Annotated in this window: 9 protein-coding genes; 4 read left to right on the top strand and 5 right to left on the bottom strand. The window is 68.0% G+C overall.

What is annotated here, in order from left to right; translation table 11 throughout:
• Positions 1-86 precede the first annotated feature (86 nt).
• Entirely contained in the window at positions 87-2,387 is a 2,301-nt protein-coding gene (locus VK92_RS33350) for an Orn/Lys/Arg decarboxylase N-terminal domain-containing protein (protein WP_048026489.1), read from the bottom strand.
• A 516-nt stretch (positions 2,388-2,903) separates the two neighbouring features.
• Between VK92_RS33350 and VK92_RS33345 the strand changes: the two genes are divergently transcribed.
• On the top strand, positions 2,904-5,084 hold the full coding sequence (locus tag VK92_RS33345) for an ornithine decarboxylase (protein WP_165589109.1): 2,181 nt from the start codon (positions 2,904-2,906) through the stop codon (positions 5,082-5,084).
• A gap of 96 nt (positions 5,085-5,180) precedes the next feature.
• Here the strand turns inward: VK92_RS33345 and VK92_RS33340 are convergent, their stop codons facing one another.
• The 3 genes from VK92_RS33340 to VK92_RS33330 all read right to left on the bottom strand — a co-directional run bounded on the left by VK92_RS33340 (position 5,181) and on the right by VK92_RS33330 (position 7,614).
• Positions 5,181-6,338, bottom strand: a complete 1,158-nt coding sequence (locus VK92_RS33340; protein WP_048026490.1) for an iron-containing alcohol dehydrogenase — start codon at positions 6,336-6,338, stop codon at positions 5,181-5,183.
• Positions 6,338-6,670, bottom strand: coding sequence for a putative quinol monooxygenase (locus tag VK92_RS33335; RefSeq protein ID WP_048026491.1), 333 nt, complete (start codon positions 6,668-6,670; stop codon positions 6,338-6,340). Before VK92_RS33335 ends, VK92_RS33340 begins: the two co-directional genes overlap by 1 nt.
• Before the next feature lie 227 nt (positions 6,671-6,897).
• Positions 6,898-7,614, bottom strand: coding sequence for an SDR family oxidoreductase (locus VK92_RS33330; protein WP_048026492.1), 717 nt, complete (start codon positions 7,612-7,614; stop codon positions 6,898-6,900).
• A gap of 133 nt (positions 7,615-7,747) precedes the next feature.
• Between VK92_RS33330 and VK92_RS33325 the strand changes: the two genes are divergently transcribed.
• Positions 7,748-8,743: a LysR family transcriptional regulator gene (locus tag VK92_RS33325; protein WP_048026494.1), complete on the top strand. Its 996-nt coding sequence runs from the start codon at positions 7,748-7,750 to the stop codon at positions 8,741-8,743.
• 8 nt (positions 8,744-8,751) lie between these two features.
• Here the strand turns inward: VK92_RS33325 and VK92_RS33320 are convergent, their stop codons facing one another.
• Positions 8,752-9,489 (bottom strand): SDR family oxidoreductase, encoded by a 738-nt coding sequence (locus VK92_RS33320; protein WP_048026495.1) that lies wholly within the window; start codon positions 9,487-9,489, stop codon positions 8,752-8,754.
• 103 nt (positions 9,490-9,592) lie between these two features.
• On the opposite strand from VK92_RS33320, the gene VK92_RS33315 reads away from it, so the two are divergent.
• Together VK92_RS33315 and VK92_RS33310 are read left to right on the top strand one after the other, a co-directional pair.
• The gene (locus VK92_RS33315; protein WP_048026498.1) at positions 9,593-10,561 is read left to right on the top strand and encodes a LysR family transcriptional regulator; all 969 of its coding nucleotides are present in this window, start codon (positions 9,593-9,595) and stop codon (positions 10,559-10,561) included.
• 151 nt (positions 10,562-10,712) lie between these two features.
• Positions 10,713-12,101 (top strand): nucleobase:cation symporter-2 family protein, encoded by a 1,389-nt coding sequence (locus VK92_RS33310; protein ID WP_048026500.1) that lies wholly within the window; start codon positions 10,713-10,715, stop codon positions 12,099-12,101.
• The last annotated feature ends 483 nt before the right edge of the window (positions 12,102-12,584 follow it).

The following is a 12,584-nucleotide window of genomic DNA, read 5'->3' as shown; positions in this document are numbered from 1 at the left end:
CGCCGCGCGGCCGGTCGCCTGCTCGCGTGCTCGCGTGTTCGCGTGTTCGCCTGCTCGCGGGTTGACCCGTTCGCCCGGCCGGATGCTCAGGCCGTCAGGCAGTACACGCGGTACGTGCCGTCCTCGACTTCCACGCCGTGGGTGTCGTGCGCGAAGCCCGGGAAGCGCCGGTCATACGCCTCGAGCGCCTTCAGGTAACCGAGCACCGGGCCGCCGGCCGGCCCCGCGTTCTCGCCGGGCATCAGCAGCGGAATGCCCGGCGGATACGGCACGACGCCGGTAGCGACCGTGCGTCCGGCCAGCTCCTCGAGCGTGACCTGCTCGACGCGGCCCTGCACCAGATGCTCGTACGCGCGCACCGGGCTCATCTCCGGCTTCGGCAGGATCGAGAAGGCTTCCGACATCAGCCGCGTCGTGCCGAGCTGCTCCATCGCCGCGAACATCGTGTCGGCCAGGTCCTTCAGCCCCATGCCCGCATAGCGCGAACCATGCGCCTTCGCGAGCGACGGAATCGCCATGTCGAGCGGCAGGTTCGCGTCGTAGTCGCGCTTGAAGTCGCACAGCGCGCTGACGAGCGAGCCCCACTTGCCTTTCGTGATGCCGATCGAGAACAGGAACAGGATCGTGAAGTCGGTCGTCTTCTCGACGACGATCCCGCGCGCATCGAGATACGCGGTCAGAACGCTCGCCGGAATGCCGACCGGCATCAGGCCGCCGGCCGGCGCGACACCCGGCGTGACGATCGACACCTTGATCGGATCGAGCATGCAGTAGCCGTCCTCGATGTTGCCGAAGCCGTGCCATTGCGCGCCGGGGCGCAGCACCCAGCACGACGGATCGCTCGCGAGCAGCTCGGGCGGCGCATCGTGGAACGGGAGCGTGCGGCCCGTGCGCGTCTCGAGCACGGTGTCCGGTTGCCAGCATTCGAAGAACCAGTCGCCTTTCGCGCCGAACTCGCTGTTCATTCGCGCGATCATCTGCCGGAACGCGACGGCCTCCTCGATCGACTCGTGCGTGAGCGCCGCGCCGCCGGGGCCGTCCATCATCGCGGCCGCGACGTCGTTCGACGCGATGATCGCGTAGTTCGGCGACGTCGACGCGTGCATCATGAATGTTTCGTTGAACTGGCCATGCGGGATCGGGTTGCGGCCGTCGCGCACGTGGATGTACGACGCCTGCGACAGCGCGGTCAGCAGCTTGTGCGTCGACTGCGTCGCGAACACCGTCGGGCGGTCCGCATGGTGGTCGCGCGGGTCGCCGTGCATCGCGTGGCGATCGCGGTAGAGCGGATTGAAACGCGCGTAGCCATACCAGGCCTCGTCGAAATGCAATCGATCGACGCTCGCGCCGAGCAGTTCCTCGACGCGCGCGACGTTGTAGCACAGGCCGTCGTACGTCGAGTTGGTGACGATCGCATGCTTCGGCTGGCGATCGGCGAGCCCGGCCGTGAGCGGGTTCGACGCGATCGCCTCGCGGATCGCCGTCTGCGTGAGGCGCTCGGACGCGATCGGACCGATGATCCCGTAGCGGTTGCGCGTCGGCACGAGGTAGGTCGGGATCGCACCCGACATCGTCATCGCGTGTTCGGCCGACTTGTGGCAGTTGCGGTCGCACAGCGCGATCTGGTCGCGGCTCACGCTCGCCATCAGGATGATGCGGTTCGACGTCGACGAGCCGTTCGTCACGTGATACGTGCGATGCGCGCCGAACACGCGTGCCGCGTAGCGCTCGCTCTCGCCGATCGGCCCCGAGTGGTCGAGCAGCGAACCGAGCTCGCCGACCGAGATCGACAGGTCGGAACGGAACAGCGCTTCGCCGAAGTATTCGAAGAACGCGCGGCCCACCGGCGATTTCAGGAAACCCGTGCCGCCCGTGTGGCCGGGTGTATGCCATGAGTATTCGTAGACGCGCGAGAATTTCGCGAGCGCGCCGAACATCGGCGGCAGCACGGTGGCGCGATAGCGTTCGATCGCCGCATGGATGCGCCCGCCGATGAAGTCGGCGGTATCTTCGAGCAGCCACACGAAATCGTCGACCTGGCCCATCACCGCGGACGGCACCGTCGATGCGACGCTGCGGTCGGCCAGCAGGAAGATCGGCACCTTGCCGTTGCGATGGCGGACCGCGTCGAGCACGGCCTCGGACGGCCCGTGGCCGTCCACGCCGAGATCCCAGTCGAGCAGCACGCACTGGATCGACGGGTCGGAACGGATCAGCATGATCGCATCGTCGGCCGAGGTTGCCGTGAGCACGTCGATGTCGCGCTGCGCGAGCTCCGCGCTCAGCGTGCGGACCGCGCGCCCGGTCGCCGTTTCCTGCGTGATCTCGTCGTCGACCAGAAGCGCGCGCATGCCGAGACGACGAATGCCACCGACGGACGTATTCATGTTGTTGCCCTCGTTGTTCCGATGCTTCGTTAGTGTGATCCGTCTCACGAGCACGCGGACAGCAGGCCACGGGCCGCGGCGTGAGACGCTCGCCAATCCGGTTTGATTCGCCATCCAATTCGGAGCCGACTATGCCATAGATGCCTTTTGATGAAAAGCAGACGATTCGGTGAAACTGTCAGCCGTTTTCAAATCGCATTTCACGCCCGGTTCATTTTGATGTGCATTGCAACACGCGCATTCCCGGTTATTCGAGTGCTTTCACGCGGCAGCCGGACCGGCGATTCCGGTCGATTGAATTCGCAGGGTTTTGTTGCTACGATCGGCTGCGCCGTGCGTTGACCGGCGGCGGCTGCACGGCGCCGCGCAAGGCCTCTCCGCGCGGCGCGCCGTGCGTCATTCGGCATTCAGCATTCGCGGGAGCATTTCAATCGGCTGCGGCGCGTGCCGGATTATGCGGATTACGCGCCCGTGCGAATGCGGCTCCCGTTTCGGCACATTTACGGGAGAATTCGCGTGAGCCTGTTGAAAATCGCAGTCGAGCCGGCGCTGATCGGCGCCTTCCTCACCACGCATGAACAGGTCGATGTATTTCAGACCGATTTCACGAATATCGCGGCAATCGTGGTCGGAATCGATTCGGCGCAACAGGTGCTGAAAACCGTCGAACGAACCGGGTTCGCGATTCCGTTCTTCGTCGCGGTCGAGCCCGGCCAGGAAGTGCCGCCGTCGGTCCTGCCGAGCGCGAGCGGCGTGATCCAGCTCCGTCATGGCGGCCGCCACTACTACGGCCGGCAGATCTCCGCCGCCGCCGACATCTACAGCGAGAACCTGCTGCCGCCGTTCTTCAAGGTGATGCGCGAATACGTGCAGCGCGGCTATGTGGAGTTCGACTGCCCCGGCCACCAGGGCGGCCAGTTCTTCTCGAATCATCCGCTCGGCCGGATGTTCTTCGACTTCTTCGGCGAGACGATCTTTCGCGCCGACCTCTGCAACGCGGATGTCCGGCTCGGCGACCTGCTGATCCACGAAGGCCCCGCGCTGGAAGCGCAGCGCAATGCCGCGCGGATCTACAACGCGGACAAGACATATTTCGTGCTGAACGGCACGTCGACGTCGAACAAGGTCGTCACGAGCGCACTGCTCGCCCCCGACGATCTCGTGCTGTTCGACCGCAACAACCACAAGTCGGTGCATCTCGGCGCGCTCGTGCTGTCCGGCGCGCGCCCGGTCTACCTCGAAACCGCGCGCAACGCGTGGGGCCTCATCGGCGGCGTCGACAGCGCGGCGCTCGACGAAGCGCGCATTCGCGACGCAATCCGCGACGTCGCGCCGGAGCGCGCCGACCGGCCGCGCCCATTCCGGCTCGCGGTGATCCAGCTCGGCACCTACGACGGCACGATCTACAACGCGCGCGAAATCGTCGACCGGATCGGGCATCTGTGCGACTACATCCTGTTCGATTCGGCGTGGGTCGGCTACGAGCAGTTCATCCCGATGATGCAGGACTGCTCGCCGCTGATGCTCGCGCTCGGCCCCGACGATCCCGGCATCTTCGTCACGCAGTCGGTGCACAAGCAGCAGGCCGGCTTCTCGCAGACGTCGCAGATCCACAAGAAGGACAGCCACATCGAAGGCCAGAAACGCTTCTGCGATCACCGGCGCTTCAACAACGCGTACATGATCCATGCGTCGACGAGCCCGTTCTACCCGATGTTCGCGGCGCTCGACGTCAACGCGCAGATGCACGCGGGCCCGGCCGGCAAGCGCCTGTGGCGCGACTGCGTCGCGCACGGCGTCGACGCGCGCAAGCTGCTGCTCAAGACCTGCCGCCAGATCCGTCCGTTCGTGCCGCAGAACGTCGACGGCCGCCCGTGGGCCGACTACCCGACCGAGCAGATCGTCGACGACCTGCGCTTCTTCCGCTTCCACCCGGCCGACACCTGGCACGGCTTCGAGGGTTATGCGGACGACCAGTATTTCGTCGACCCGTGCAAGCTGCTGCTGACGACACCCGGCATCGATCGCGATACGCACGAGTACGCGCCGTTCGGCGCGCCGGCGCCGATCCTCGCGCGCTACCTGCGCGAGCACGGCGTCGTGCCCGAGAAGGCCGACCTGTACACGATCCTGTTCCTGCTCACGCCGTCGGAAAGCTTCGGCAAGCTGCAGCACCTGGTCGCGCACCTCGCGCAGTTCGAACGGCATCTCGACCAGGACACGCCGCTGCGCGAAGCGATTCCGTCGCTGTGCGAAGCGTATCCGGAGCTGTACGGCAACATGCGCCTGCGGCAGCTGTGCCAGCGGATGCACGACTTCTACCGTAGCCACGACATGAAGCATCTGCAGAAGCTGATGTTCCGGCGCGCACGATTTCCGAAGCAGGCGATGCTGCCGCAGGCCGCGAACGCCGAGCTGATCCGCAACAACGTCGAACTCGTCACGCTCGATCGCATCGAAGGCCGGATCGCGACGGAAGGCGCGTTGCCCTATCCGCCCGGCATCTTCTGCGTGGTGCCCGGCGAAGTCTGGAGCGGCCCGGCGCTCGACTACTTCCGCGCGCTCGAAGCCGGGATCAACGCGCTGCCGGGTTTCGAGCCGGAAATCCAGGGCGTCTATCTGCAAACGCAGCCGGACGGCACGAAACAGGCGTCGGCGTATGTGGTGGCGGCCGGCGCCGACGCGTCGAGCGCATAACCCGGCGGGCAGTGCGGCAGCTGTGCTTCGGGACTGCCGGACGGCGCGGGCATCGTGACGTGAATGCGTGGCGGGCGGCGCGCCGCGCCCGCCCCGTCACCACGCGTGCCGGTAAATCTCCAGCGCGTCTGCTTCCGTCACCTCGCGCGGGTTGTTCACGAGCAGGCGCGTCTGCAGCATCGCGTCCGACGCCATCCTCGGCAGGTCGGCCTCGCCGATACCGACTTCGCGCAGCGTGCGCGGAATGCCCGTCGCGGCGATCAGCCGGTCGATCTCGCCGATCAGCGCGTGCGTACGCGCTTCGTCGCTGCCCGTCGCCGACGGCGCGACGATCGCCGCGAGTTCCGCATACAGCGGTGCGGCGGCCGGTGCGTTGAAACGCAGCACGTGCGGCAGCACGAGCGCGTTCGACAGCCCGTGCGGCACATGGAAGATCCCGCCGACCGGATAGGCCAGCGCGTGCACGGCAGCGACCGGCGCATTCGCGAACGCCTGCCCCGCGAACATCGCGCCGACCAGCATCGCCTCGCGCGCGTGACGGTCGTGGCCGTCGTCGCACGCTGCGAGCAGGTTGCGCGACAGCAGCGTCAGCGCGTGCACGGCCAGCATGTCGGACACCGGGTTCTTCAGCCGCGCGGACGTGTAGGCCTCGATCGCATGCACCATCGCATCGATGCCCGTCGCGGCCGTCGCCGCGCGCGGCAGGCCGAGCGTCAACTCGGCGTCGAGGATCGCGACATCGGCGAACAGGTGCGGCGACACGACGCCCATCTTGCGCGCCTCGCCGACCGTGACGATCGACACGGCCGTCACTTCGGAACCCGTGCCGGCCGTCGTCGGCATCTGCACGAGCGGCAGCCGCGCGCTCGTGACCTTGTCGACGCCGTACATGTCGGCCAGCGCCTGCTGCCCGGGCACGAGCACCGCGATCAGCTTCGCGACGTCCATCGACGATCCGCCGCCCAGGCCGAGCACGATCTCGGCATCGGCCGCGACGGCCCGCTCGGTCGCGTCCAGCACCACGTGCTCGGGCGGATCGGCGATCACGTCGTCGATCACGGTGACCTGCCAGCCGTGCGCGGCGAGGCTCTCCAGCGCCGGCGCGAGCACGCCGCTGCGATGCAGGAACGCATCGGTGACGACGCACAGCCGCACGAGCGCCGGAAAGCGTTCACGCAACAACGCGCCGAGCCGGCGCGCGGCGCCGAATTCGACGACCTGCGTCGGCACGGTACGGAATTGAAACGGGTTCATCAGGCACCTCCCGGCGACGTCGCCGTGCCGGTGTCCGGCTGCACCATGAAGCGCAACACGTCGCGGCGATCGAGCAACGGAAAGATCGCGCCGACACCGATCCGCTGGAAATGCGGCGTATCCCGATGCACGTCGAGGCCGTCCGCGTAGCGGTAGCGTTCGAGGATCACGATGTGGTCGGGGTCCTCCGCCGACCGGAAATACGCGTAGTCGAGGTTCTGCGGCTCGGTGCGCGTCGCCGGCGCGAGTTCCGCGAGCAGTTCGAGCACGCGGTCGCCGTTGCCGGGTTTGGCGAAGAAATGCGCGATGACCTGCAGGTAGGGTTCGTTCATGTTGCGCTCCGTGTTCGACTGGGGGCCGTCACGACGGGGACGCACACGATGCGCGGCGAACCGGGGGATTCGAACGCGACGGCGCAACGCCGTGTCACTGGCTTGTCGTCGCATTGTATTGAATCCGCACGGTCTTCGCAGAGCCGGCATCGGGCCGCAAAAGGCCCGGCGAAACCCGTGCCCCGATCACGAGGCGGCGGATCGCAGCGGGGAGCCCGCCGTGACGATTACCACAGCACCGTGCGCCCCAGATAGTCGAGATATTCGAGCCCCGGGCGCGCCCGCTTGGCGACCAGCACGTCGACGAGGCTCGGCACGCTTTCCTCGATCGTCAGGCGCGCATCCGGCCCGCCCAGCTCCGTGCGGACCCAGCCGGGTGCCATCAGCACCATCGCACGCCGCGTATCGGCCTGGCGCGCCGCGAAGCTGCGCATGAACTGGTTCAGCGCGGCCTTGCTGCCGCGATAGACCTCGCGCATCCCGCTGACGTTGTTCGCGACGCTGCCCTGCCCCGACGACATCGCACCGATCAGGCCGTCCGCGGTCACGCAATCCTGCAGCGTCTCGATCACGCGCATCGGCGCCAGCGCATTCGTGACCATCACGCGCACGAACTCGTCGGTCGTCACTTCGCCGATCGTTTCGGTCGGCTCGTTCGTCATTCCCGCGTTCACGAACAACATGTCGAAGCGCCGGCCCGACAGCCGCTCGCGTAGCGCCGCCAGTTGCGCCGGCTCGCAGATGTCGAGCGTCTCGATGTCGAGCCGGCCGTCGAACCGGTCGGCGAGGTCATGCAGCCGCGTGCGCCCCGATCCCTCCCGCACGGTGCCCGTGACGCTCCAGCCCTTGCCCAGGAATTGCTCCGCCATCGCGAGGCCGAGGCCGCGCGAGGCCGCGACGAGCAGGATCGTCGGTGCGTTTTTACTCGATACAGTCGATTGCATGGTGTCCGCCTTTGCCGGGTTGCGTCATGCAGCCACTATAGGTGCGCATCCCGACAGGCGCCAGACGCATCCGACTCAAACCATAGTTGCATCGAACGCCATGTCACATCGTGCAGTGGCGTATCCTGTCGCCATGGAAGACATCGACCTGAACCTCGTCACCGCGCTCGACGTGCTGCTGTCGGAAGGCAGCGTGACCGGCGCCGCGCGCCGGCTTGGCCTGAGCACGTCCGCGATGAGCCGCACGCTCACGCGGCTGCGGGTGTCCACCGGCGATCAGCTGCTCGTGCGCGCCGGGCGCAAGCTCGTGCCGACGCCGCACGCAGCCGCGTTGCGCGACCGCGTGCACGCGATCGCAACCGATGCGCGCGCGGTGCTGCGGCCGGCAACGGCCGACGTGGATCTGACGACGCACGCGTCCACGTTCACCATCCGCGCGGCCGCATCGTTCATGGAAATGCTCTCCGGCCCGGTGGTCGCCGCACTCGGCGAAATCGCGCCGCAGGTGCGCATCCGCTTCGTCCCGAAACCCGACCGCGATCCGCAAGCGCTGCGCGACGGCGCCGTCGATCTGGAAATCGGCAAACGCGGCGACGATGCCCCCGAACTGCACACACGCATGCTGTTTCACGACTGGCACGTCGCGGTGGCACGCGCCGGGCATCCGCTGTTCGCATCGGGCAGGATCACGCCCGCGCGTTATGCGGCCTGCCGTCACGTGATCGCGTCGCAGCTCGGCGATTTCGGCGGGCCGGCCGACGACCCGGCCGGCGGGGCCGGCCAGGGCGACACCGTGCGCGTCGTCGTACCGGGCTACCCCGATGCGATGCGTGTCGCGGCCAGCACCGACCTCATTGCGCTCGTGCCGCGCTCGAGCCTCGGCAACGCGTTTTCGCCGGGGCTCACGGACGCCCTCGGGCTGCGCAGCTTCGAGATCCCGGTGCGCCTGCCCGGGATCCTCGTTTCCGCGCTGTGGCATCCGCGCATGCACGGCGACCCCGTGCATCGCCGCCTGCGCGATGCGGTCATCGCCGTCTGCCAGCGCGCGTATCCGGATTCCCGCACACCGCACACATCGCACACATCACGCCCGCCGGCACGCCGCACCGGCTCGCGCACCGCAGGCTGACACGCGGTTCAGACCAGCCGGCCGCCGCCGTCGATGTGCAGGATCTCGCCGTTCATGAAGCCGTTGCCCAGCAGGAACGCGATCGCCTCCCCCACTTCATCGGCACGCCCGACCCGGCCGCCGGGCAAAGCCGACGCCGCACCGGCGAGAATCGCGTCGCGCGCTTCCGCGCCGAACGCGTCGTAGAGCGGCGTCTCGACGAAGCCGGGCGCGACGACGTTCACGCGAATCGGCTTCAGTTCCAGCGCGAGCGACTGCGCCAGTGCCTCGACGCCGCGCACGGCGGCGGCGATGACGGACGTGCCGTGCGCGGCCGGACGATCCGACAGTTGCCCGCCGGTCAGCACGATCGAGCCGGTTGCCGGCATCAGCGGCAACGCGGCCCGGATCGCGTAGACCGGCCCGGCGATACGTTCCTGCAGCGCGGCGAGCAGGTGATCGGGATCGGTCTCGTTCAGCTTGCCCGCAATGAACCGGCCGGCCGTGACGACCAGGTGATCGACGCGCGTGAGCGCGTCGAATACGGCCTGCACCGCCTGCCGGTCCGCGATGTCGGCCACCGCGATGCGCGCGCCGCCGATCGCTTGCGCAGCGGCCTCGAGCTTCGCGCGGGTCCGGCCGACCAGCGTGACGCTCGCGCCTTTCGCCTTCGCGGCGGCCGCGGCCTCGAGGCCGATTCCGGAGCTTCCGCCGAATACCACGACGTGCGCACCGTCCAGTGCCGAAGATTGCGTTGCCTCGTTCATGTCGACTCCTCGTCAGGGATTGAAGGTTCGCGAACGTTAGGTCATTCTCCATTGCGCAGGAACGTGGGAGACTTGAATAAGGTTCATTCCCGAAAGGAATAAGATGGAATCGCTGCGATCCATGCGCGTGTTCGTCCGCGCCATCGAGCTCGGCAATTTCTCGGCGGTCGCGCGCGAGGAAGGCACCGGCCAGCCGACGATCAGCAAGATCGTCGCCGCGTTCGAAAAGGAACTGGGCGTCCGCCTGCTCGAACGCTCGACCACGAGCCTCGCGCCCACCGACGAAGGCCGCCGCTTCTACGATCGCTGCAAACGCGTGATCGACGAATACGCGAGCGCGGTGGCCGAGGTGCGCGGGCAAACGGTGCGGCCGGTCGGCAAGCTGGTCGTCAATGCGCCGCTGGGGCTGGGCGAGCTGAGGCTGAATGCGCTCGTGCTCGAATTCCTCGCCGCATGGCCGGAGATCGAGGTCGAGCTGCAATTGACCGATCGCGTGATCGACCTGGTCGAAGAAGGCGTCGACGTCGCCATTCGCCTCGGCCACCTGCTGCCGCCGGATGCCGTGGCGCGCCCCATCGCGTCGTCGCCCCGCCTGCTCGTCGCCACGCCGAAGTACGTCGCGCAGGCACCGAGGCTCCGCCGGCCGGAAGACCTGGCGCGGCACGCGTACGTCGGCTACGCACGCGCGGACATCGGCAACGAACTGGCATTCGCCCGCGGCGACGAGCAGGTCGCCGTTCCGGTGCACGGCCGGTATCGCGTAAACAGCTCGATGGCGCTGCGGGAATGCTTTCTCGCCGGGAACGCGGTGGGCAGCGGGCCGGCGTGGCTGGTTCAGGACCTGATCGACAGCGGCCAACTCGTCCGGTTGCTGCCGAAGTGGGACATGGTGCCGCCGCATGCGCTGCACCTCGTGTATGCGTCGCGCCGGTATCTGCCGCTCAGGACCCGCACGTTCCTGCAGTTCATGGAGCAGCGGATTCCCGGGCTGCCCGGGTTCCATGCGACGACCGCCGCGACCGCCAACTCGGCCGCCAATTCGGCCGCGCGCGCATCGCGGCAGCCCCGCTGACCGGCGGGCGTCGCGGTCACGGCCGCCCGGGTGCCGATCCGCCACCGTTTTCCCGATCCGCCGAATTCCCGCTATTGCAGCGCCACCCGGCGGCGCCGGCAGGCCGTTCGGCTAAAATGCCGCACTTTCCACCTTGTCCGGCCCGCTCGCCATGCAACCCGCCTCCTCCGCCCAACCCGCCGCCCATGGCGCCGACGCCGCAGATGCGGCCCGCGACCTCGTCTACGGCCCGAACGACCGGCCGGCGCCGATGGTCGCCTTCATCGCAGCGCTGCAGCACCTGCTGGCGATCATCGTGCCGATCGTCACGCCCGGCCTGCTGATCTGCCAGGCGCTCGGCGTATCCAGCCGCGATACGACCCTCATCGTGTCGATGTCGCTGGTGATTTCCGGCATCGCCACCTTCGTCCAGTGCAAGCGCTTCGGCCCGCTGGGCGCCGGCCTGCTGATCGTCCAGGGCACCAGCTTCAACTTCGTCGGCCCGCTGATCGCCGGCGGCAGCCTGATGGTCAAGCAAGGCACGCCGGTCGAAACCGTGATGGCCGCGATCTTCGGCGTCGTGATTGCGGGGTCGTTCGTCGAAATGGGCGTGTCGCGCATCCTGCCGTTCGTGAAGCGCCTGATCACGCCGCTCGTCACCGGCATCGTCGTGCTGCTGATCGGCCTCACGCTGATCAAGGTCGGCCTCATCAGCATGGGCGGCGGCTTCGGCGCGATGGCCAACGGCACCTTCGCGAGCGCGGAGAACCTGACGCTGTCGGGCCTCGTGCTCGGCACGATCATCCTGCTGAACCGCGTGCCGATCGTGTGGGTGCGCAGCACCGCGCTGGTCATCGCGCTCGTCATCGGTTATCTCGCGGCCGCGTTCCTCGGCCGCCTCGACTTCACCGGCATGCACCAGGCCGCGCTGTTCCAGGTCCCGACGCCGCTGCACTTCGGCATCGGCTTCTCGTGGTCGCTGTTCGTGCCGATGCTGATCATCTACCTCGTCACGTCGCTCGAAGCGATCGGCGACGTCACGGCCACCAGCAAGATCTCGAACGAGCCGGTCGAAGGGCCGGTGTGGATGCAGCGGATCAAGGGCGGCGTGCTCGTCAACGGCGCGAACTCGCTGCTGGCCGGTGTGTTCAACACGTTTCCGAGCTCGGTGTTCGCGCAGAACAACGGCGTGATCCAGATCACCGGCGTCGCCAGCCGCCACGTCGGCATCTGGATCGCGGGGATGCTCGTGGTGCTCGGCCTGTTCCCGGTCGTCGCCGGCGTGCTGCAGGCCGTGCCGGAACCCGTGCTCGGCGGCGCGGCGATGGTGATGTTCGGCGCGGTGGCCGCATCGGGCATCAACATCCTCGCGGGCGTCCAGCTCGATCGCCGCGCGCTCCTGATCATCGCGGTGTCGCTCGCGCTCGGCCTCGGCGTGTCGCAGGTGCCGGACATCCTCAACAGCCTGCCGCACGCGCTGAAGAACGTGCTGGAATCGGGCGTGGCGACGGGCGGCATCTGCGCGCTCGTGATGAACTGGTTCCTGCCGGAAAAGAAGTAAGCGGATGAGCCCCACGACGCGCGGTACGCCTGACGGGCCGCACCGCGCGTCGTACCGGCCGGCATCCGCTGCGCCCGGTGCGGGCAACGCGATCGGCGTATCGCCGACCGGCCGACTCCGCTCGCGCCACCCATTGCCCCGATTCCACGCGGCGCCGCGGCGCGCCTGAAACCGCTCGGCCGCTATCGCCGGCATCACCGGTTCCCGTACGAACGCCGCATCGGAGAATTGCAGCAGCGTACGCACGACAGCCACCACGTCGTGAACCGGCAGCAGCCCGCCATCGCAAGGGCGTCCGGCGCGGCACCAGCCACCAGCCACACCCCACGAAACGCACACACCGAACTGCACTTTTGACGTGCCCCGGGGTTATCGACCCCGTGTCGGCGCCGATCAAAGGTCAAACTCGGTCATGCCGCCTTGGCCGATCAATTTGGGCTGGTTAGAATCACGACATGCCCCGCGCCCCTGCCCCCAACAACG

It is taken from the genome of Burkholderia sp. LK4 (assembly GCF_001043615.1).
In the GTDB taxonomy this organism is placed as follows: Bacteria; Pseudomonadota; Gammaproteobacteria; order Burkholderiales; family Burkholderiaceae; genus Burkholderia; species Burkholderia cepacia.
This window is presented reverse-complemented; position numbering and strand designations above follow the sequence as displayed.

What these genes read in the sequence shown, in the direction of transcription:
- VK92_RS33310 (WP_048026500.1), top strand. Translation starts at nt 10,713, where the DNA reads ATGCAACCCGCCTCCTCCGCCCAACCCGCCGCCCATGGCGCCGACGCC.
- VK92_RS33320 (WP_048026495.1), bottom strand. Translation starts at nt 9,489, where the DNA reads ATGAACGAGGCAACGCAATCTTCGGCACTGGACGGTGCGCACGTCGTG.
- VK92_RS33325 (WP_048026494.1), top strand. Translation starts at nt 7,748, where the DNA reads ATGGAAGACATCGACCTGAACCTCGTCACCGCGCTCGACGTGCTGCTG.
- VK92_RS33335 (WP_048026491.1), bottom strand. Translation starts at nt 6,670, where the DNA reads ATGAACGAACCCTACCTGCAGGTCATCGCGCATTTCTTCGCCAAACCC.
- VK92_RS33340 (WP_048026490.1), bottom strand. Translation starts at nt 6,338, where the DNA reads ATGAACCCGTTTCAATTCCGTACCGTGCCGACGCAGGTCGTCGAATTC.
- VK92_RS33330 (WP_048026492.1), bottom strand. Translation starts at nt 7,614, where the DNA reads ATGCAATCGACTGTATCGAGTAAAAACGCACCGACGATCCTGCTCGTC.
- VK92_RS33315 (WP_048026498.1), top strand. Translation starts at nt 9,593, where the DNA reads ATGGAATCGCTGCGATCCATGCGCGTGTTCGTCCGCGCCATCGAGCTC.
- VK92_RS33350 (WP_048026489.1), bottom strand. Translation starts at nt 2,387, where the DNA reads ATGAATACGTCCGTCGGTGGCATTCGTCGTCTCGGCATGCGCGCGCTT.